18 protein-coding genes are annotated in these 18,976 nt (G+C 70.3%); 8 read left to right on the top strand and 10 right to left on the bottom strand.

The window, feature by feature from the left end:
* Positions 1-27: 27 nt before the first annotated feature.
* From IEY61_RS24585 to icmF, 6 genes are all read right to left on the bottom strand, one after another.
* Positions 28-210 (bottom strand): hypothetical protein, encoded by a 183-nt coding sequence (locus IEY61_RS24585; RefSeq protein WP_189048348.1) that lies wholly within the window; start codon positions 208-210, stop codon positions 28-30.
* 56 nt (positions 211-266) lie between these two features.
* Positions 267-872 carry an iron transporter gene (locus IEY61_RS24580; protein WP_229706416.1) on the bottom strand — a complete coding sequence of 202 codons (606 nt, stop codon included), beginning with the start codon at positions 870-872 and terminating at the stop codon, positions 267-269.
* A 338-nt stretch (positions 873-1,210) separates the two neighbouring features.
* Entirely contained in the window at positions 1,211-1,969 is a 759-nt protein-coding gene (locus tag IEY61_RS24575) for an SDR family NAD(P)-dependent oxidoreductase (RefSeq protein WP_189048344.1), read from the bottom strand.
* A gap of 42 nt (positions 1,970-2,011) precedes the next feature.
* Positions 2,012-2,335 (bottom strand): enoyl-CoA hydratase/isomerase family protein, encoded by a 324-nt coding sequence (locus IEY61_RS24570; protein WP_189048342.1) that lies wholly within the window; start codon positions 2,333-2,335, stop codon positions 2,012-2,014.
* 123 nt (positions 2,336-2,458) lie between these two features.
* Positions 2,459-3,637, bottom strand: a complete 1,179-nt coding sequence (locus tag IEY61_RS24565; protein WP_229706415.1) for a thiolase family protein — start codon at positions 3,635-3,637, stop codon at positions 2,459-2,461.
* Positions 3,638-3,685: 48 nt separating this feature from the next.
* Positions 3,686-6,934 carry a fused isobutyryl-CoA mutase/GTPase IcmF gene (icmF, locus tag IEY61_RS24560; protein ID WP_189048338.1) on the bottom strand — a complete coding sequence of 1,083 codons (3,249 nt, stop codon included), beginning with the start codon at positions 6,932-6,934 and terminating at the stop codon, positions 3,686-3,688.
* A 130-nt stretch (positions 6,935-7,064) separates the two neighbouring features.
* On the opposite strand from icmF, the gene IEY61_RS24555 reads away from it, so the two are divergent.
* Positions 7,065-7,625 carry a MarR family transcriptional regulator gene (locus tag IEY61_RS24555; protein WP_189048336.1) on the top strand — a complete coding sequence of 187 codons (561 nt, stop codon included), beginning with the start codon at positions 7,065-7,067 and terminating at the stop codon, positions 7,623-7,625.
* Here IEY61_RS24555 and IEY61_RS31485 read toward each other — a convergent pair.
* Positions 7,587-7,721: an SDR family oxidoreductase gene (locus IEY61_RS31485; RefSeq protein ID WP_308424591.1), complete on the bottom strand. Its 135-nt coding sequence runs from the start codon at positions 7,719-7,721 to the stop codon at positions 7,587-7,589. The genes IEY61_RS24555 and IEY61_RS31485 overlap by 39 nt on opposite strands.
* A 44-nt stretch (positions 7,722-7,765) precedes the next feature.
* Here IEY61_RS31485 and IEY61_RS24545 point away from each other — a divergent pair, with 44 nt between their 5' ends.
* Genes IEY61_RS24545 through IEY61_RS24535 form a run of 3 tightly spaced genes read left to right on the top strand, consistent with a single transcriptional unit; the run spans position 7,766 to position 11,153 of the window.
* Positions 7,766-8,290, top strand: a complete 525-nt coding sequence (locus IEY61_RS24545; RefSeq protein WP_189048333.1) for a PadR family transcriptional regulator — start codon at positions 7,766-7,768, stop codon at positions 8,288-8,290.
* A complete protein-coding gene (locus IEY61_RS24540) occupies positions 8,287-8,958 on the top strand; it encodes an ABC transporter ATP-binding protein (protein WP_189048331.1) in 672 nt (223 codons plus the stop codon). The genes IEY61_RS24545 and IEY61_RS24540 overlap by 4 nt, the downstream gene beginning before the upstream one ends.
* Entirely contained in the window at positions 8,955-11,153 is a 2,199-nt protein-coding gene (locus IEY61_RS24535; protein ID WP_189048329.1) for an ABC transporter permease, read from the top strand. Before IEY61_RS24540 ends, IEY61_RS24535 begins: the two co-directional genes overlap by 4 nt.
* Positions 11,154-11,282: 129 nt before the next feature.
* Here IEY61_RS24535 and gdhA read toward each other — a convergent pair whose 3' ends face one another.
* The 3 genes from gdhA to IEY61_RS24520 form a co-directional block, all read right to left on the bottom strand.
* Positions 11,283-12,641, bottom strand: a complete 1,359-nt coding sequence (gdhA, locus tag IEY61_RS24530) for an NADP-specific glutamate dehydrogenase (RefSeq protein WP_189048327.1) — start codon at positions 12,639-12,641, stop codon at positions 11,283-11,285.
* 218 nt (positions 12,642-12,859) lie between these two features.
* Positions 12,860-14,269 (bottom strand): hypothetical protein, encoded by a 1,410-nt coding sequence (locus tag IEY61_RS24525; RefSeq protein ID WP_189048325.1) that lies wholly within the window; start codon positions 14,267-14,269, stop codon positions 12,860-12,862.
* Complete coding sequence (locus IEY61_RS24520; RefSeq protein ID WP_189048323.1) at positions 14,266-14,790, bottom strand: SigE family RNA polymerase sigma factor; 525 nt, start codon at positions 14,788-14,790, stop codon at positions 14,266-14,268. The genes IEY61_RS24525 and IEY61_RS24520 overlap by 4 nt, the downstream gene beginning before the upstream one ends.
* A 476-nt stretch (positions 14,791-15,266) precedes the next feature.
* Here IEY61_RS24520 and IEY61_RS24515 point away from each other — a divergent pair, with 476 nt between their 5' ends.
* The 4 genes from IEY61_RS24515 to IEY61_RS24500 all read left to right on the top strand — a co-directional run bounded on the left by IEY61_RS24515 (position 15,267) and on the right by IEY61_RS24500 (position 18,957).
* Entirely contained in the window at positions 15,267-15,983 is a 717-nt protein-coding gene (locus IEY61_RS24515) for an SDR family oxidoreductase (protein WP_189048321.1), read from the top strand.
* Between the two features lie 113 nt (positions 15,984-16,096).
* The gene (locus tag IEY61_RS24510) at positions 16,097-17,002 is read left to right on the top strand and encodes a CPBP family intramembrane glutamic endopeptidase (protein WP_189048319.1); all 906 of its coding nucleotides are present in this window, start codon (positions 16,097-16,099) and stop codon (positions 17,000-17,002) included.
* 9 nt (positions 17,003-17,011) lie between these two features.
* On the top strand, positions 17,012-18,325 hold the full coding sequence (locus tag IEY61_RS24505) for a sensor histidine kinase (protein WP_189048317.1): 1,314 nt from the start codon (positions 17,012-17,014) through the stop codon (positions 18,323-18,325).
* Positions 18,313-18,957: a LuxR C-terminal-related transcriptional regulator gene (locus tag IEY61_RS24500; protein ID WP_189048315.1), complete on the top strand. Its 645-nt coding sequence runs from the start codon at positions 18,313-18,315 to the stop codon at positions 18,955-18,957. The genes IEY61_RS24505 and IEY61_RS24500 overlap by 13 nt, the downstream gene beginning before the upstream one ends.
* The last annotated feature ends 19 nt before the right edge of the window (positions 18,958-18,976 follow it).

Genomic DNA, 18,976 nt, shown 5'->3' with positions numbered 1-18,976 from the left:
ACGCCCGGCAGCGGCTGCACCCGTCACTCAGCGGTGGCGCCGAGACCGGGCCAGCAGGTAGCCGAGGCACAGGCCGGCGGCCAGCGTGACCACGGCACGGGGCCTGACGGCGGAGCGTAGCTTGCCGGCTCCCGCCTTCGGATCCACCACGCTGCCGGCCACGTCACCGGCCGTCCCCACCACCATGTCACCGAGCTTGCCGAGATTCACCTGTCCACCGCCTTCCAGCCGCCGCCGGCTACCCGATCCGCCAGGATCGAAACATTTCAGGCGACCCGGCCGGCCCTGGCCGAGGGGGCCTCCGCCCCGCGCGGCTCGGCATCCGGGCTCGGCTTGCGCCCATTGGTCAGCCGGACATCGTCGAAGTGCACCTCGACCGGCTCGGCGTACCGGCGGCCGTTGACCGGGTCGTGCCGCATGAAACCCGCCGGCGCCACCCGTACGCGCACCCGGTACGGCCCTTCGTCGGGCACCACCGCGTTCGTGCCGTAATGGTGCAGGAACGGATGCCACAGGAACGGCAGTTCGGTGGCGAGCACCGGCGCACCGTCGCGAGTCAACTCCAGCCGCACCGACAGGCCTGGCACGAACCGCCCGTCACCGGCGTCGGCCACCACCACCTCCAGATGGACGTTCGCGTCCTGGGCCGCCTCCCGCCAGACCAGGCGGTCGCCGTCGAGGGCGTACATTCCCTCCGCCGCTTCGTTGACGAAGCCGATGACGAGGTCGCCGGCCTCGGCCGTCACCGCACCCTCCTCGTCGGCCATCGCCCGCATCGCCCGCCGGTAGGCGTCACCCTCGGCGCGTGCGACGTCCAACTGCTCCAGGGTGGCCTCGTTGCTCGGCGCCATCGGTGGCGTGCTCCGGTTCATCATCCGATCACCTCTCTGGTCGCTCGCCGGTCGTGGCGACCACCCACGGTCACGGTGCCGCCGAAAGGCCCAGCACTCCTGGTCGTCCACGGCGTCTCTTCCCCCGGCTCCGGCTACCCGCTGGCTCGCCGAAGACACGGCGAGGCCAACGAGAACACGCCCGCTGGTGGTCCGACGTTCCACGACGGGCGGGGCGCCCACCTCCGCGCCCGCTCCGTACCCCGATAGCACCGTTACCCCACTGCGTTGATCATGAGGTTAGCGGCGAAGTTGATCTCCTTAACTGCCGCTAACCTCATGATCAACGGAGAGAGGGGGCCCGATGGGGAGCGGCGGTGCTAGCGGGGGGCCATCCGCAGGGCGCCGTCCATTCGGATGGTCTCGCCGTTGAGGTAGTCGTGTTCGATGATCGACAGGGCGAGTTGGGCGTACTCGTCGGGGCGGGCCAGACGCTTGGGGAACGGGATTCCGGCGGCGAGGCCCGCGCGAAACTCCTCGGAGACCGTGGCCAGCATCGGGGTGTCGACGATGCCGGGGGCGATGGTGCAGACCCGGATGCCGTACTGTGCCAGGTCCCGGGCGGCGGGAAGGGTCAGGCCGAGGATCCCGCCCTTGGATGATGAGTAGGCGGCCTGGCCGACCTGGCCCTCGTACGCGGCGACGGATGCGGTGTTGATGATGACGCCGCGTTGGCCGTGCTCGTCGGCGTCGGTCTCGGCGATCCGCTCGGCGGCCAGGGTGAGGACGTTGAAGGAGCCGATGAGGTTGACCTGCACGACCTTGGCGTACAGGGCCAAATCGTGCACGCCCTTCTTGCCGAGAATACGCATCGACGGGCCGATGCCGGCGCAGTTGACGACGGTACGCAGCGGCAGGCCCGAGCCGGCCGCCTGCCCCACCGCGGCCCTGACCTGTGCCGGGTCGGTGACGTCGACCGCGACGTACTCGATACCAGTGCCGCCCTGGGCACCCTCGATTGCGGTGGGCAGATCGAAGGCGAAGACCTTCGCGCCACGCTCGGCGAGCGCCTGCGAGGTCGCCGCACCCAGCCCGGAAGCGCCTCCGGTCACGATGGCGGCAGTGTTGTCGATGTGCATCTCTCTCCTTGGTGTTCGGTGTGCCGGCCGCCGTCGCTGCGGTCAGGAACGGCTGAGGAACCGCTCGACGCGGGCGGAGGCCTCCGGGCCGGCGAGGAGGCGGGCGATGGTGTCGGCCTCATCGCGTGAGATGTTCTCAGGCGACTCGTTCCAACCGGTACGCAGCAGCCGTTTCGCCTCGCCGTAAGCCCTGCTCGGGCCGGCGGCGAGTTGTTCGGCGATCGCCGTCGCCCTTGCCAGCACCGCCTCATCTTCCACCACTTCGGCGATCAGTCCCCAATCCCGGGCCTGGTCGGCGTCGAGTGGACGGGGGGTGAGCAGGACCGCCCGCACCTCGTCATCGGCACCGGCCCGCTGCACCACCACCTCAGAACGCGTGTGCGGCCGGCAGGTCGACGGCGTTGGACACCTCCGGACGGTTCAGGGTGATGCGGGCGACGTTGCCGTCGACGGCGTACCGGACGGGCTCAGCCATTGACCGGTCCTTTCTCAGACGCGGCGGAGGAGAGCGGCCATGGCCTGTCCCCCGCCGATGCACATGGTGACGATGCCGAGTTCCCCGTCGGTGCGGGCCAGGTGCCTGGCCACCCGCAGGGCCAGGATCGCACCGGTGGCGCCGACCGGGTGGCCGAGCGCGATGGCCCCGCCGTACGGATTGGTCCGCTCCGGGTCCAGCTTCGCGTCCCGAATCACCGCCACCGCCTGGGCCGCGAACGCCTCATTGCACTCGACCACGTCGATGTCACGGGCAGTCGTGCCCGTCATGTCGAACAGCTTCCGCAACGCCAGAACCGGGGCATAACCCATCAGTTCCGGCTCCATCGCCGCGGTCGCCACCGCCTCCAGACTCACCAGCGCGGTCAGACCCCGCTGCGCGGCAACCGACTCCCGAGCCAACACCACCGCGGCGGCCCCGTCGTTGATCCCCGACGCGTTACCCGCCGTGACCGTGCCATCCTTGTCGAACACGGGCCGCAGCCCGGCCAACCCCTCCAACGTCGTCTCCGGCCGGGGATGCTCGTCCCGGTCGACCGTCACCGGCCTGCGCCCACCCACCTGCACGGGGACGATCTCCTCCGCGAACGCCGCCGCGGCGGCATCCGACGCCGCGCGCCGCTGCGACTCCACCGCGAACTCATCCTGATCCTCACGGGACACGCCATACTTGCGGGCCACGTTCTCTGCGGTCACGCCCATGTGAATGCCGTGGAACGGGTCGGTCAGCATCATCACCGTGCCGTCAACCAGAGTGCGGTCACCGAGCCGATAGCCCGACCGGGCGCCGAAATCGTAGAACGGCATCCGCGTCATGTTCTCGTCGCCACCGGCAACGGTCAGGTCGGCGCCGCCCCACCGCAACTGCATCGCCGCCGACCAGATCGCCTGCAGCCCGCTGCCGCACAGCCGGTTCACCGTGTACGCCGGAGTGCCCACCGGCAGTCCGGCGGTCAACGCCACCCGCCGCGCGTTGTACGCATCCGGCCCCACCTGGCCGATGCAGCCCATCACCACCTCGTCGACCGCCTCGACGGGCACGCCCGCGCGGGACAGGGCCTCCCGGACGGCGGTCGCCCCAAGCTCGTGGGCCGGCACGTCCTTGAACGCGCCACCGAAACTGCCCACCGGGGTCCGGGCCCCCTCGACCAGGAGAATCTTCTCCGAGCTCACCATCCACCTCCAGTTGGCCGCACCGAATCCCGGCACGGGCGAGTTGCGTCAGACGTTGCGGCGGTACTGGCCGCCGACCTCGAAGAACGCTTCGCTGATCTGCCCGAGCGAGCAGTAGCGGACGGCGTCCATCAGCGCCTCGAAGACGTTGCCACCGCTGGTCGCGGCGGCCTTGAGCCGATCGAGCGCGGCCGGGGCCTGCGCCGCGTGCCGGGCCTGGAAGTCGGCGAGCCGGTCCAGTTGCGACTGCTTCTCCTCGTCGGTGCCGCGGGCCAACTCGAGGACCTGGGCCGGGGCGTCGGAGTCATCGCCGAGGAAGGTGTTGACGCCGATGATGGGCAGCGACCCATCGTGCTTGCGGTGTTCGTAGAGCATCGACTCGTCCTGGATGCGGCCACGCTGGTAGCCGGTCTCCATCGCGCCGAGCACGCCACCGCGGTCGGCGATGCGGTCGAATTCGGCGAGCACCGCCTCCTCGACCAGGTCGGTGAGCTGGTCGACGATGTAGGAGCCCTGCAGTGCGTTCTCGGTGTCCGCGAGCCCCCACTCGGCGTCGATGATCATCTGGATGGCCAAAGCGCGGCGCACCGACTGCGCGGTGGGGGTGGTGACCGCCTCGTCGTAGGCGTTGGTGTGCAGGCTGTTGGCGTTGTCGTAGATGGCGCACAGGGCCTGCAGCGTGGTGCGGATGTCGTTGAAGTCCATCTCCTGGGCGTGCAGGGACCGGCCGGAGGTCTGCACGTGGTACTTCAGCTTCTGCGCGCGCTCCCCGGCGCCGTACCGGTCGCGCATCGCGACCGCCCAGATCCGGCGGGCGACCCGGCCGATGACGGTGTACTCCGCGTCCATGCCGTTGGAGAAGAAGAACGACAGGTTCGGCGCGAAGTCGTCGATGTTCATCCCCCGGGCGAGGTACGCCTCGACGAAGGTGAAGCCGTTGGCCAGGGTGAAGGCCAACTGGCTGATCGGGTTCGCCCCGGCCTCGGCGATGTGGTAGCCGCTGACGCTGACCGAATAGAAGTTGCGGACCTGGTGGGCGATGAACCACTCCTGGATGTCCGCCATGGCGCGCAGGGCGAACTCGGTGGAGAAGATGCAGGTGTTCTGCCCCTGGTCCTCCTTGAGGATGTCGGCCTGCACCGTGCCGCGTACCGTCGACAGGGCCCGCGCCCGGATCTGGGCGGTCTCCTCGGCGGCGGGCTCCCGCCCCTCGGCCTCGCGGAACCGGTCCAGTTGCTGCTCGATCGCAGCGGTGAAGAACATCGCCAGGATCGCCGGCGCCGGACCGTTGATGGTCATCGACACCGAGGTGGTGGGCGAGCAGAGGTCGAACCCGGCGTACAGCTCGCGCATGTCGTCGACGGTGGCGATCGACACGCCCGAGGTGCCGATCTTGCCGTGGATGTCGGGGCGCCGATCGGGATCGCGGCCGTAGAGGGTCACCGAGTCGAAGGCCGTGGACAGGCGGGTCGCCGGCTGGCCGGCGCTGAGCAGGTGGAACCGGCGGTTGGTGCGGAAGGCGTCGCCCTCACCGGCGAACATCCGCGCTGGTGCCTCCTCGGTCCGCTTGAACGGGAACACGCCGGCGGTGAACGGGAAGTAGCCGGGCAGGTTCTCGTCACGCAGGAACCGCAGCAGCTCACCGTCGTCGCCCTCGCGCGGCAGCGCCACCCGGGGCACCTTCGTGCCCGACAGCGTCGTGCGCGTCAACGGGGTACGGATCTCCCGGCCCCGGACGGTGTAGACCTGCTCGTCGCCGTCGTACCGGGCCCGGACGGCCGGCCACTGGTCGAGCAACCGGCGCACGTCACCGTCGAGGCCCTGCTCGGTACGCTCCAGCAGCGCGGCGACCGACGCCTCGGCCGCGTCCGCCCCGGCCGCGAGCAGGTCCCGCGTGGTGGCGAGATGCTGCCGCTGGCGGACCAGCTCCACCTGCTCGGTCGTCGTGGCGTGGTAGCGGCGCACGGTCTGCGCGATGTCGGCCAGGTAGCGTTCCCGGCCCGCCGGCAGCACCGAGGTGAGGCCGGTGGAGGTGCGTCCGCTCGCCAGCGGCAGGACACCGTCGAAGGCCCGGAGTCCACGCTGGCCGAGCAGCTGCTTGAGGTGGTGGTACAGCGCGGTCACGCCGTCGTCGTCGAACCGTGCCGCGCTGGTGCCGAAGACCGGCATGTCCTGCCACGGCGTGCCGAACTGTTCCCGGTTGCGCACCAGCTGCCGGGCGACGTCCCGCAGCGCGTCCTCCGCTCCCCGGCGCTCGAACTTGTTGATGGCCACCACGTCGGCCAGGTCGAGCATGTCGATCTTCTCGAGCTGGCTGGGCGCACCGAACTCCGGCGTCATCACGTACAGCGACACGTCGGCGTACGGCACGATCGCGGCGTCGCCCTGGCCGATACCGGGCGTCTCGACGATGACCAGGTCGTAGCCGGCGGCCTTGCAGGCGGCCAGGATGTCGTCGAGGTGCTCGGGCACCTGCGCTCCCGGCGTACGGGTCGCCAGCGAGCGGAAGAACACCACATCCGGGGCGATGCTGTTCATCCGGATCCGGTCGCCCAGCAACGTCCCGCCCCGGCGACGGGTGGGGTCGACCGCCAGCACCGCCACCCGGAGCTTGTCCTCACCGTCGCGGCGCAACCGGCGTACCAGTTCGTCGGTCAACGACGACTTGCCGGAGCCGCCCGTGCCGGTGATGCCCAGCACCGGGACCGTGCGCGACGCCGCGGCGGAGCGCACCGCGGCGGCCAGCTCGGCGTCGGCACCGGCCTCCAGCACGGTGACCGCCCGCGCCAGCGCGGCGTCGTCGCCGGCCAGCAGGGCTTCCACGTCGGGCCGCCGGGCGGCGAGGTCGACGTCGCAGTCGCGGATCAGCTCGTTGATCATGCCGGGCAGGCCCAGCCGCTGGCCGTCCTGGGGGCTGAAGATCCGGACACCCCGCTCGGCCAGGCCCGCGATCTCCTCGGGCACGATCGTCCCGCCGCCGCCGCCGAACACACGCACGTGTCCGGCGCCGCGCTCGGCGAGGCGCTCCACGAGGTAGCTGAAGTACTCGACGTGGCCGCCCTGGTAGGACGAGACGGCGACCCCCTGCACGTCCTCCTGCACCGCCGCCGTCACCACCTCCTCCACGCTGCGGTCGTGGCCGAGGTGCACGACCTCGGCGCCCTGACTCTGCAGCAACCGCCGCATGATCGTGATTGCCGCGTCGTGCCCGTCGAAGAGACTGGCCGCGGTCACGAAGCGCACCGGATGCACCGGCACGTGCAGCGGGGGCCGGGCGGAGGAATTCGGCTGACTCATGGCACTCCTAAGCCGGGGGTCGTGACGGTTCGCATGACGCGTGCGTGGGCTATGAGGCCGTCCGGGAAAACAGTAGGACATGCAACTATCCGATGTCCATGCACCCTGCGCCACGCTCTAGGATGGCCCTGTGTCCGCCCATGACCGCCTCTCCCTCGACCCGATCGCCGAGGCACGCCGCCAATGGGCGGCCCACGGCTGGGCAGCCGCGGCCGACGGGATGGCAGCGGTGACCTCGCTCATGCGCGCGCAGCAGATCGCCCTCGCCCGCGTTGAGGCCGTCCTCCGTCCCTACGGAGTGACCTTCGCCCGCTACGAGGTCCTCATGCTGCTCTACTTCAGCCGCGTGGGCTCCCTGCCGATGGCGAAGATCGGCAAGCGGCTGCAGGTCCACCCGACCAGCGTCACCAACGCCGTCGACCGCCTGGAGTCCGCCGACCTGGTCCGGCGTACGCCACACCCCACCGACCGCCGCACCACGCTCGTCGAACTTCTTCCGAAGGGACGGGAACTGGCGGCCACCGCGACCGAGGAACTCAACACCCGGGTGTTCGCCGCGCCCGGCCTGCCGCCGGAGAACGTCACGGCCCTGGTCACCATCCTCGCCGAGCTGCGCCACGAGGCCGGCGATTTCTCCGGCCCGCGACCCTCGTCATCCGATGCAGAGCTGCCCGCCGTCGATCATCAGTGACGATCCGGTGATGAAGGCCGCCTCGTCGGAGGCGAGGAAGACCGCCGCGCCAGCGATGTCCTGAGGCGTCCCCAACCGTGCAACAGCAACACACACCGGGGGTATATACGCGATGTATACACTCAGGGTACTGTCTCGGCATGAGTGTTTCCATGACCCTTCTCGGCCTGCTGGACCGTGAGCCCAGCCACGGCTACGACCTCAAGCGGCACTACGACACCTTCTTCAGCCGGGGCAAGCCGCTGCCGTTCGGCCAGGTCTACTCGACCCTCGGCCGGCTCGCCCGGGACGGCAAGATCGTGGTCGGCGAGGTCGAGCCGGGCGAGGGCCCCGAACGCAAGCGCTACGTCATCACTGAACGGGGCGCGACCGAGGTCGAGTCCTGGCTGACCGAGCCGGTCGAGGCCGAGCCCAACCTGCAGACGGTGCTGTTCACCAAAGTCGTGCTGGCGCTCATGCTCGGCCGGCCCGCCGAGGAGTACCTCGACCGGCAGCGCGCCGCGCACCTGCGGCGGATGACAGAACTCACCGAACTCCGGCGCAACGGCGAACTGGTCGACGTCCTGCTGGCCGACCACGGCCTGTTCCACCTGGAGGCGGACCTGCACTGGATCGACACCACGGTCGCCCGGCTGGACGCCCTCCGCAAGGTGGTGAGGAAGTGAAGGCGATCGAGGCGCGCGATGTTCACCTGTCCTTCGGCGAGACCCCGGCACTGCGGGGCGCCAGCATCTCGGTGGCCCCGGGCGAGATCGTCGCCATCATGGGCCCGAGCGGCTCCGGGAAGACCACTCTGCTGCACTGCCTGGCCGGGATCCTCGTCCCGGACGCCGGCGAGATCCACTTCGGCGACCACCGGATCGACACACTGAGCGAGAACCAGCGCAGCGTCCTACGCCGGGACGAGTTCGGGTTCGTTTTCCAGTTCGGACAGTTGGTGCCGGAGCTGACCGCGGAGGAGAACGTCGCGCTGCCGCTGCTGCTCGGCGGCGTCAAGCGGACCGCCGCGCTCGGGAAGGCGCGGCCCTGGTTCGAACGGCTCGGCCTGGCCGGGCTGGAGCGACGCCGCTCCGGTGAGTTGTCCGGCGGGCAGGCGCAGCGGGTCGCGCTGGCCCGTGGCCTGGTCGCTCGGCCCGGGGCACTGTTCGCCGACGAGCCGACCGGCGCACTCGACTCGCTGACCGGCGAGCAGGTGATGGACCTCCTGGTCGCCTCGGCGCGCGAGCAGGGCACCACCGTCGTCCTGGTCACCCACGAGGCCCGCGTCGCCGCGTACGCCGACCGGCAGGTCATCGTGCGCGATGGCAAGGTGAACGCGCTGGTGCACTCATGATCCGGTTCGCGCTACGGCTGTCGCTGGCCGGCGGCCGGGAGGCTGTCAGCCGGCTCGTCATCATCGCCACCGCAGTGGCGCTCGGCGTTGGCATGCTCCTGGCGTCGCTCGCAGGCATGAACGCGGTCGGCGCGCAGAACCAGCGGTACGCCTGGCTCAACACCGCCGTCGCCCCGGCCTCGACCGACCCGTCGGCCGATGCGATGTGGTGGTTGATCCGGGAGGACTACCACCAGGGCCGGTCCATCGGTCGAGTCGAGGTCGCGGCACTGGGCCCACACGCGCCCGTCCCGCCGGGCATTCCGCGCCTGCCCGGGCCGGGCGAGTTCTACGTCTCGCCCGCTCTCGGCGAATTGCTGCGGACCACCCCGGCCGCGGAACTCGGCGACCGCTTCCCCGGCCACGAGATCGGGACGATCGGTCGGGCGGCGCTGCCCTCGTCGGAGTCGCTGCTGATCGTCATCGGCCGCACCCCTGCCGAGCTGGAACAGTTGGGAGCCCGGGAGGTCGACCAGATCATGGTCGCCTCCCCGAGCGACGGCTGCAACGGCTGCTACGTCGGCATCAACGGTGACGGCATGGCGCTCGTGTTGTCCGTCGTCGCGGTCGCGTTGCTGTTTCCGGTGCTCATCTTCATCGGCACCGCGACCCGGCTGGCCGCGACCCGCCGCGAGCAGCGCTTCGCCGCGATGCGCCTGGTGGGCGCCACGCCTCGACAGGTCTCCGTCATCTCGGCCGTGGAGTCCGCCGGTTCCGCCCTGCTGGGCACCGTATTCGGGCTCGGCCTGTTCTTCGCGTTCCGGCCGGTGCTCGCCGCGATTCCGTTCACCGGGGAACCGTTCTTCGCCACCGACCTGTCGCTCACCGCCGTCGACGTCCTGCTCGTCGCCCTCGGCATCCCGATCGGCGCCGTCGTCGCATCCTGGCTGGCGCTGCGCCGGGTGCAGATCTCGCCGCTGGGCGTGAGCCGTCGAGTGGCCCCGAAGCCGCCGCGTGCCTGGCGACTGCTCCCGCTGGTCGTCGGGCTCGCCGAGTTGGCCTACTTCATCGGTCGGCGCCCCGACACGACCAATGGCCAGTTGGCCGCGTACCTCTCCGGGTTCCTCCTGATCCTGACCGGGCTGGTGCTGGCCGGACCCTGGCTGACCATGATCGGCGCCCGGGTGCTGGCCGGGCGGGCGAGCCGGCCCGCCGCGCTCATCGCCAGCCGGCGGCTCGCGGACAACCCGCAGGCAGGGTTCCGCTCGGTGAGCGGGCTGATCGTGGCGCTCTTCGTGACCAGCGTGGCGACCGGCACGATCACCACGTTCGCCGCCAACCGTGGTGAGCCCCGTACCGACTCGGTGGCCGCCACCTCGCTGTCCAGGACGTTCTGGCCCGAGGACGGCCCGGCACCGACCGCGGACCAGGTTCCGGCCGGGCTGGCGAACATCGCCGGGGTGCGCAGTGTGACCCTGGTGCACCGCAATCCCGACCCCAACGGGTGGCACGGCCTCATCACGTGCGCCGAACTGGACCGCCTCGCGGTGTTCGGCAACTGCCGCGCCGGGGCCGAGGTGGCGGCCGTGGCCAGCAACCTCATCGGCATGCGCGCGCTCGACCTGACCAGCGACACGTACGTATGGGAGGACGCCAGCCTCGCCGCCACGGAGGTCGACCGGCAACCGATCCTGTCGGTGGTCGTCGACACGACCAGCCGCTCTGCGTTCGAGGAGGCCCGAACAATGCTGATCAACGCATTTCCGCAGGAGCGCTTCCCGGCAAGCGTCGGCGAGTGGGAGGCGGCCTCCGCGCGGCAGCTGATCCAGTTCCAGCAGTTGGCCAACGTCATCATGCTGGCCAGCCTGCCGATCGCGGGTTGCAGCCTCGCGGTGGGCGTGGCCGGCGGGCTGAGCGACCGGAAGCGGCCGTTCAGCATGCTGCGGCTCACCGGGATGCGGCTGCGTACCCTGCGTCGGGTGGTCGCGCTGGAGACCGTCGTGCCGCTGCTGGCCGTCGCCACGGTGGCGATCGGGATGGGTTTCCTGGCGGCGCATCTCTTCCTGCGCTCGCAACTGGACTACACGCTGCTTTCGCCGCCTCTGTCGTTCTACCTCATGGTCGGCGGCGGCCTGGCGGTGTCGCTGGGCATCATCGCCTCCGCGCTGCCGCTGCTGAACCGGATCACCGGACCGGAGACGGCCCGGAACGACTGAGGTACCTGGGTAACCGGTCCGACCTCACGGCCCGTGGGACCGTGAGGTCGGACGCGAGCAGGCGCCGCGCGGTTCAGGGGTGTCCCGGCGGTGCCTGACACTGCGTGACTACATGCTGGTCGAGAGTTCTCAGATGAGTCCCTGGGCGAGCATGGCTTCGGCGACCCGGCGGAAGCCGTCGATGTTCGCCCCGGCGACGTAGTTGCCCGGCATCCCGTACTCCTCCGCGGTCTCGAAGCAACGGGTGTGGATGTCCTGCATGATCTGCTGGAGTCGCTGTTCTGAGTAGGTGAACGTCCAGGAGTCCCGGGTGGCGTTCTGCTGCATCTCCAAGGCGCTGGCGGCCACGCCGCCGGCGTTGGCGGCCTTGCCCGGCGCGAAGCGCACCCCAGCCTCGGTGAAGATCCTGATGCCCTCGGGCGTCGTCGGCATGTTCGCGCCTTCGACCACCGCGATGACGCCGTTCGCCACGAGGGTCGCGGCATCCTCGCCGCTGATCTCGTTCTGCGTGGCGCACGGTATCGCGACCTCGCAGGGCACCTCCCACACCCGGCGGTGGGGCACGAAGGTCGCGTGTCGTCGCGCCTCGGTGTAATCCCGGATCCGGCCGCGCTGCGTCTCCTTGAGCTGCTTGAGAACGTCGATGTCGATGCCCTTCTCATCCACCACGTAGCCGGAGGAGTCCGAGCAGGCCACCGCGATGCCACCGAGTTGCTGGATCTTCTCGATGGCGTAGATCGCGACATTGCCGGACCCGGAGACCACCACCCGCTTGCCGTCCAGCCCGTTTCCGGCGGCGCGCAGCATCTCGTCGGCGAAGAACACACAGCCGTACCCGGTGGCCTCCCGGCGTACCTGGGCGCCGCCGTACGCCAGCCCCTTGCCGGTCAGCACCCCGGATTCGTACCGGTTGGTGATGCGCTTGTACTGGCCGAACAGGTAGCCGATCTCGCGGCCGCCCACGCCGACGTCACCGGCCGGCACGTCGGTGTACTCGCCGATGTGCCGGTACAGCTCGGTCATGAAGCTCTGGCAGAAGCGCATCACCTCGCGATCCGAGCGGCCCTTGGGGTCGAAGTCCGAGCCGCCCTTGCCGCCGCCGATCGGCAGACCGGTCAGGGCGTTCTTGAAGACCTGTTCGAAGCCGAGGAACTTCACGATGCCCAGGTAGACCGACGGGTGGAACCGCAGGCCCCCCTTGTACGGCCCCAGGGCGCTGTTGAACTCCACGCGGAAGCCGCGGTTGACGTGCACCTCGCCCCGGTCGTCCTCCCACGGCACCCGGAAGATGATCTGCCGCTCCGGTTCGCAGATCCGCTTGATGATCTTCGCCTCGGCGTACTCCGGATGCTTGACGAGCACCGGGTGGATGCTGCCCAGCACCTCGCGCACGGCTTGGTGGAACTCGTCCTCGCCCGGGTTCCGTCGGATCACACTGGTCAAAAAAGGCTGAAACTTCTCAGGTGTGCGCAAAAGTCCTCCAGGCATGCTGATCAAGCGAACTCGTGCCAAGGGAAATCAGACGGCCCCATGGCAGTCGCCCACGCCGTTGTGGACCATGGCCTCGGTATAGAGTATGGGCGCAGAACTCGGCGATGATGCGGGGGTTCCTCGTCTCAGCGATCCTGGGCTGCGCATCCGCCACGTCAGAGGGCGAAATCCCCCGAAGATCATCGATATGCGAGGATGCCGGGCATCGGTGTCATCTAGGCGGAGCTGTCGCTTCCGGCGCGCCTACGGCCGTCGGCTTCTCGATGTCTTCTGCGGCGCAGGTATCCCACGAGTGATTGCAGTGCGGCGCCCGCGCTTGCGATGAGGATCGCTGCTGCCGCGACAAGCCAGATCGGTGGTGGGCCGAAGTCGGGGCTGCCGGACTCGCGTACGGCGCCGTCGATGGCGAGGCTGGCTGCGACCGTCAGTTCGGTGATCCCGGCCGGGGTGCGGAAGAGCACATCGGGTGAGGCGGCACCTCGACGCAGCAGCACCAGTTGGACCGACGCCGTGCCGTGCTCCTGGTGTGGGCTGGTAGCGATGTCGTGGGTTTCCGGGCGATCCACCGCCGCCGGGCCGGGCACGCCGACCAGCGCGACCGCCTCGTCCGCCGAGCGCCACCCGACGAGATGAACGTACGTGGCGGAACGCAGGTCGGGGAAGGCCGGCCCGGGTACCATCGCGCCGTCGGCCACGGTGTGGGTCTCCAGCCGCCAGGTACGCGGGTACGACGGCACCGGGCAGTCTGTGCAGGTCGACCGGGTCAGGGTGGCTACTGACCGCCCGTCCGGCAGCCAGGCCCCGGCCCCGGGCAACCGGCCGCCGTTCAGCGGCAGTTTGCGATACGGCCCGGCGGTGCCGTCGGGGTCCGCGTCGGCGACTCGGGCCAACCACACCTCGTCGCGCACCTGCACCGCCAGCTCAGCGCCGTCTGGTGAGACCGCTGCCCGTCCGGGTGGCACCCAGGCGACGCCCACCCGCATCCGCAACACGTCCGTGTGACGGTCCCGGTCGTACAGCCCGACGTAGGGAGTGGCGTAGGTGTTCGGCGGGGTGAAAGTCTCGTGGTCGGCGTAGGCGAGGCGCTTGCCGCCGGGCGCGAAGGCGAGCGGATAGCCGTCCATGCCAGCCCGGGTGGACCGGCCGGACGTCAGGTCGTACAGCAACCCGCCGGCCCAGACGTACCGCCCGTCTGGGGAGAGCAGAGCCTCGAACCCGGCGGTTTGGCGCTCCGCAGGCGCGAGGACACGGTAGCGGTCGGCATCCCCGGCCACCACCCCCATCCGGTTCTCGTTCCAGCCGTCGCGCACCGCCGGGCCGCCGAAAAGCATCGCCGCCGCACCGGGTGCCGACTGCCCCACGCTCGCGGTGCGCAGCGGCGGATCGACCAACCGGGTGGGCAGACCGGGAGCGGTGGAGTCGGCCGCCGTGGGCCACCGGACGGACCCCGCGCGTAGCGCGTACCCCGCGCCCAGCAGCAGCATCACGACGGCGAGCGCACCGGCTGCGGCGGCCCGGCGGCGTCGGTGCCGGGCCCGCGCCCGGTCGAAGAGCTCCTCGGGTACGGCGGCCGCCGGCACGCCGTCGGCGAGGCCGCGCAGCGCCTCGCTGAGTCGGCTGGTCATCTGGTCACCTCCTGTGGGGTCCGACCGACGAACTCGGCCAGCTCGGGGGCGAGGCTGCGCAGCCGGCCGAGGGCGTGCCGGGTCTGGCTCTTGACCGTGCCGATTCGGCTGCCGAGCAGCTTGGCGGTCTCGGCCTCCGTGCGGTCCTCGTAGTAGCGCAACACCAGCACCGCCCGCTGCCGCACGGTCAACCGGGCCAGCGCCGCCTGGAGCACCATCCGTAGGTCGACATCATCGCCGGGGCCTGCCGGGCGGTCCGGCACGAACCCGTCAAGCTGTTCCGGCGGCCGCGCCCGCCGCCACCGCCACCAGCTGGCCGCCTGGGTGTACAGCACCCGGCGCAGGTACGCACCAGGGTCGTCGAGCCGCTCCCACCGGACCGCGACCCGGGCCAGGGCCACCTGGACCAGATCCTCGGCGTGCTGCCGATCGCCGGTGAGCAGGTACGCGAACCGGGTCGACGCGGCGTTCTCCGCCCGTACGAACTCGGCGAAACCGGCCCGAGTCCGGTCCTCATTCATCAACGGATCGCCCCCTCACCTACACAGACGCCGAGGCGGCCGCCACGGAGGGAACTCCGCTCCAACTTTTTAGCGGACGAGCAGTTGCGCCCAGAACGGGGCCAGCACGCAGACGCTAGCCATCGACCGCCGGCGCCGGCGCCGGCGCAACCACCCGGACAAACGCTGATGCCCACGCCACACCGAGCCCCGGGCCCCGGGCCCCGGGCCCCGGGCCCAGATGATGTCGTTGTCGGCTGCTGTCGAGCTGACCCGTTTGCGCTATCACGACCCGCCAGCCGAGCGTTCGGCCCGGCCACCGTCAAGACGCACACCCACCCAACTGCCGCCGATCACCGCGATCCATTCCCGCTCTCAACTCGACAGGCCCCGAACCCGACACGACAACCTTCGGGTCACCTCGCCGAGGAATGGATGCCCGGCCTTGGCAGGTTCCGGTTGACCTCAACCGGAGTTCAGGTGCTTCACTGTCGGCCATGGATCTTGACGGGTTGCGCGTCGCCATCACCGGCGCGGCACGTGGCACGGGTCGACTCCTGGCCGAGGCGTTCGCCGAACGCGGCGCACGCGTCTTCCTCTCGGCCCGCGATCCGGTGGCGGCCGGACGGGTCGCGGATGCGATCAGCCAGCGGGGACCGGGTCGCGCTGTTGCGTTTCGCTGCGACCTCGCCGCACCGGATTCGGTGCGTGGGTTCGCCGCGGCCGTGGCCGACCGGACGAGTCACCTCGACGTGCTGATCAACAACGGTGCCGCGTACATCGAAGGTGACGACCTGGCGGATGCCTCGGACGACACGATCGAAAGTGTGCTGGCCGCAGGTGGGACCGGCACCGTACTGCTGACCAAGCATCTATTACCGCTGCTGCGTGCTTCGTCGCGGCCCGACGTCGTCAACATGATCTCCACTTGCGGCGAGGTGGGGCACCGCCGATCCGACGCCCATCCCGCGTTCTACGCGGCCAAGCATGCCCACGCGGGGCTCGCCGAGATCCTGTCGTACCGGCTGCGGCCAGAGGGAATCCGGGTGATCTCCTTGTTTCCACCGGACTTCGTCCAGGACGGGCCGCGGCGGGCGGAAAGCGACCTCACCGCGCAGTCGGTCATCGACTGCGTGGTGTTCGCGGTTGGTCAACCGCGAGACTGCTTCATCCGCGAGTTCCACTTCGAGCAGGTACGGAGTCTGAATCTCTGATCGTCCGGGTGGCCGGCAGCCTGGGCCGGAGTCTCCGCCTTGAGGTTGGCCACAACGGGTTCTGGTGGGCAGCCGGGTACTGTTCGTCGGCCCCGCTTCTTAGCGTCGTACGCATGCGATTGTTGACCGATTCGGAGCACCGGCTGCGTCTTCCTCTCCGGCTCGCTGTCTACGTGGTGACGGTGCTCGCCGCTGCGGCGGTGGTCACCTACGGGATCGTCGGCTCCGGTGCCACGGCGTCGATTGTGGTCCTGGCGACGGTTGCCGCGTTCGCCACCGCGATGCTCGTCACGTATGTCTTCCGTCGGTATCTCGACCGGCGGCCGTGGGGCGACATCGGGATGTCGCGGCCCGGACGGCGGGAGCTGATCGGCCTTGCCGCCGGATTCGTCGTCGGGGTCGCGGCGATCGCCGCCTGGTTCGGCATCGAGATGGCCGCCGGCTGGGCGCAGGTCACCGGGTGGTCGGTCACCGCCCGGGGGGCGCTTCCCGCCACGCTCACCGTCGTCGTCGGAGCTCTGCTCGTGATGGTGCGGGCGGCGGTCGAGGAGGTCGCGTTCCGGGGATACGTGTTCGCCAACCTGGCCGAGCGGATGCCTGTGCCCATCGCGGCGCTGGTCGCTGCTGCCGTCTTCGCGCTGCTGCACCTGTTCGGCGGTGTCACCTCGATCGGGTACTTCGTCGCCGGGATGGCCGAGTTCATGCTGTTTGCATGTCTGCTCACCGCCGTGCGGGTCTCCACCGGCACGCTCTGGGCAGCCATCGGAATCCATGGCGGCTGGAACTGGGCGCAGGACTACCTGTTGGGCGTCGGCACGGCGACTGAGTCGGACCACGGCGACGCGTTGCTTCATCTGCGGTTGACCGGACCGGGTTGGGCCGTCGGCGGCACCGGCAATGTCGACGCCGGCCTGGTGAACTTCCTTGCCCTGGCCGTGGTGGCCGTCGGTGTGCTGGTGCTCGCCCGCTGGCGAGCCTCGAGTGGTGAGCGCCGAGCGAGCCCCCACCTGGTTGACTGAGGAGCGCTGATGACACCCTCGCTGAACACTCCGCCGGCCAGCGCACGCTCCACCAGCACACGCCTGGTCGGGGCACTACTGGCGCCCGTCCGGTTCGACACCTGGCGGTACAGCGCCCATCTTCTGCTGGGCGCTCCGGTCGGCGCGTCGATGATCGCTTACGTTGGCCTGACCGGCTACGCGGCGGTTGCCGGTCTCACAATCGTGGGTCTCGCCCTGCTCGCGATGTTCGTACGCGGCGCAAGGCTCGCGGCATGGCTCGAGCGTTGGCGAGCGCGGGTGCTGCTGCGCCTTGATCTGCCGTTGCCGGCTGCCGTGCGGCGACGGTCGCCCGGCATCGTCGGCTGGGTACGCGACGGGCTCACCGACGCCATCGGTTGGCGCATCCTGGCGTTCCTGCTACCCGGCGGGCCGCTGGCGATCGCGATGGCGTACGCCACCGTCCTCGTCTGGGCGCTGCCCGCCGCAGCAACCACCTACCCGGTGTGGTTCCGGTACACCCCGCCCGGCTGGGACGGGCTCGAGTTCGCCGGAGTCCGGTGGCATCCGGACGTCTGGCCATACCCGTTGCTCGTCGGCCTGATGGGGATCGCGGGCCTGGTTGCCGCGGCCTGGATCGTTCGGGGTCTGGCCGCACTCGACCGGCTACGGTTGCGATGGATGCTGCGGCCGGCCGCCGGCCCTGACCTGGCTCGGGTGCTGGAGCGCCGCCGCGACCAGGCGGTGGAACAGGCCGGGGCGCATCTGCGGCGCATCGAGCGTGATCTCCACGACGGCGCGCAGGTGCAGATGGTGTCCGTGGCCATGGAGCTGGGGCGGGCTCGGCGGGAGCTCGACGGCGGCGGTGACCCACGGGCGGTGGCGCGTCACGTCACCGCCGCCCACGAACAGGCCAAGCAGGCGCTCGCGGAGCTGCGAGATCTCGCCCGCGGCATCTACCCTGCGGTGCTGACCGATCTGGGGCTCGACGGCGCGCTGCCGCTGCTCGCCGCACGTTGCCCGATCCCGGTTGTCCTCGACCTCGACGTCCCGCGACGCCCGTCCCTCGTGGTCGAGTCGACGATCTATTTCTGCGTCGGCGAGCTGCTCGCCAACGCGGCAAAGCACAGCCGTACCGAGCGGATCCACGTCGTCGTCGTCCGCGAGGCGGCAGCCTTGCGGCTTCAGGTTCGCGACGAGGGTGTCGGTGGCGCAGCCATCACCGAGAACGGTGGGCTCGCCGGCCTGGTCGACCGGGTGGAAAGCCTCGGCGGCCGGCTCGAACTCGACAGCCCGGCCGGTGGGCCGACGACCATCACCGTGGAGCTGCCGTGCGCATCGTGATCGCGGAGGACGCCGCACTGCTCCGGGACGGACTACGGCGGCTGCTCACCGACACCGGCCACACCGTCGTGGCCGCCGTCGCCACCGCCGACGCACTACTCGACGCGGTCGACCTGTATGACCCCGACCTCGCCGTCGTCGACATTCGGATGCCGCCCACGTTCACCGATGAAGGCATGCAGGCCGCGCTGACCATCCGGGCGTCGAAACCGGATGTCGGGATCCTGCTGCTGTCCCAGTACGTGGCCGAGCGATACACCGACGGGCTGCTCGCCGACTCGCACGGCAGGCTCGGCTACCTGCTGAAGGACCGGGTGGCCGACATCGGCGACTTCCTCGACGCGGTCGAGCGAGTCGCCGCCGGCGGCACCGTCCTTGACCCCGAGGTGGTCCGGCAACTACTCGGCCGAAGCCGCCGGGCCGATCGCCTCGCGGCCCTGACGGACCGTGAACGCGACGTGCTCGCCGGGATGGCCGAAGGCCGGTCGAACGAGTCGATCGCCGCTACGCTGCACCTCTCCGAGAGCTCGGTGGAGAAGTACGTCGCGTCGATCTTCGCCAAGCTGGGCCTGGTCACCGATCGTGATACCAACCGGCGCGTCCTCGCCGTCGTCACCTACCTGAGGTCCTGAAGCGTCACCTTCAGCTGCC

This window comes from Micromonospora sonchi (assembly GCF_014646235.1).
In the GTDB taxonomy this organism is placed as follows: domain Bacteria; phylum Actinomycetota; class Actinomycetes; order Mycobacteriales; family Micromonosporaceae; genus Micromonospora; species Micromonospora sonchi.
This window is presented reverse-complemented; position numbering and strand designations above follow the sequence as displayed.

Excerpts from the sequence above, each read along its gene's own strand:
- IEY61_RS24580 (WP_229706416.1), bottom strand. The coding sequence starts at position 872 with ATGAACCGGAGCACGCCACCGATGGCGCCGAGCAACGAGGCCACCCTG.
- IEY61_RS24575 (WP_189048344.1), bottom strand. The coding sequence starts at position 1,969 with ATGCACATCGACAACACTGCCGCCATCGTGACCGGAGGCGCTTCCGGG.
- icmF (WP_189048338.1), bottom strand. The coding sequence starts at position 6,934 with ATGAGTCAGCCGAATTCCTCCGCCCGGCCCCCGCTGCACGTGCCGGTG.
- IEY61_RS24545 (WP_189048333.1), top strand. The coding sequence starts at position 7,766 with ATGAGTGTTTCCATGACCCTTCTCGGCCTGCTGGACCGTGAGCCCAGC.
- IEY61_RS24535 (WP_189048329.1), top strand. The coding sequence starts at position 8,955 with ATGATCCGGTTCGCGCTACGGCTGTCGCTGGCCGGCGGCCGGGAGGCT.
- gdhA (WP_189048327.1), bottom strand. The coding sequence starts at position 12,641 with ATGCCTGGAGGACTTTTGCGCACACCTGAGAAGTTTCAGCCTTTTTTG.
- IEY61_RS24525 (WP_189048325.1), bottom strand. The coding sequence starts at position 14,269 with ATGACCAGCCGACTCAGCGAGGCGCTGCGCGGCCTCGCCGACGGCGTG.
- IEY61_RS24520 (WP_189048323.1), bottom strand. The coding sequence starts at position 14,790 with ATGAATGAGGACCGGACTCGGGCCGGTTTCGCCGAGTTCGTACGGGCG.
- IEY61_RS24515 (WP_189048321.1), top strand. The coding sequence starts at position 15,267 with ATGGATCTTGACGGGTTGCGCGTCGCCATCACCGGCGCGGCACGTGGC.
- IEY61_RS24510 (WP_189048319.1), top strand. The coding sequence starts at position 16,097 with ATGCGATTGTTGACCGATTCGGAGCACCGGCTGCGTCTTCCTCTCCGG.
- IEY61_RS24505 (WP_189048317.1), top strand. The coding sequence starts at position 17,012 with ATGACACCCTCGCTGAACACTCCGCCGGCCAGCGCACGCTCCACCAGC.